This is a genomic window from Burkholderia sp. FW306-1C-G01B (genome assembly GCF_058781685.1).
Genome location: NZ_JBYSWZ010000036.1, coordinates 1,423 through 2,066, shown reverse-complemented (window position 1 = coordinate 2,066; position 644 = coordinate 1,423). Strand labels below are relative to the sequence as shown.

The window sequence follows — 644 nt, the reverse complement described above, 5'->3', positions numbered from 1 at the left end:
CGCCAGCGATCACATCACGAACGTCGGCACACTCAACGTGTCTGGTGTGGAGACTGGCGCAGTTGTCGAATACTCGATCGACGGCGGCCATACCTGGAACACCAACTTCAACGCCGTCGAAGGCGTGAACGACGTGCAGGTTCGACAGATCGATGTCGCGGGCAACACGTCCGCCCCGACGGCGTTCAGTTTCACGCTCGATACGGCGGCGGCTGCGCCCGGTGTCGCGCTCACGAGTGACTCCGGTAGCAGCGCCACTGATCACATCACCAATGTCGGTACGTTGAACGTCACTGGCATCGAGACCGGCGCAACCGTCCAGTACAGTATCGATAGCGGTGCGCATTGGAGTACGAGCTTCAGCGCCGTCGAAGGGTTGAACAACGTGCAGGTTCGGCAGATCGACGTGGCCGGTAACACATCGTTAGCTACATCTCTCAGCTTCACGCTCGATACCTCGGCTGCCGCGCCCGGAGTTGCGCTCACGAGCGATTCCGGAAGCAGCTCCACCGACCACATCACCAACGTCGGCACGCTGAACCTCTCGGGCATCGAGACCGGCGCCACAGTTCAGTACAGCGTCGACAACGGCGCGCATTGGAACACGAGCTTCGGCGCCGTCGAAGGTGCGAACAACGTTCAAG

The 644-nt window shown here is 61.0% G+C and carries 1 protein-coding gene; it reads left to right on the top strand.

The features are described 5' to 3' along the window. Nucleotides 1-644: Ig-like domain-containing protein (locus AC3WLY_RS35160; protein WP_492332763.1), on the top strand; the 644-nt coding region annotated here is incomplete at both ends.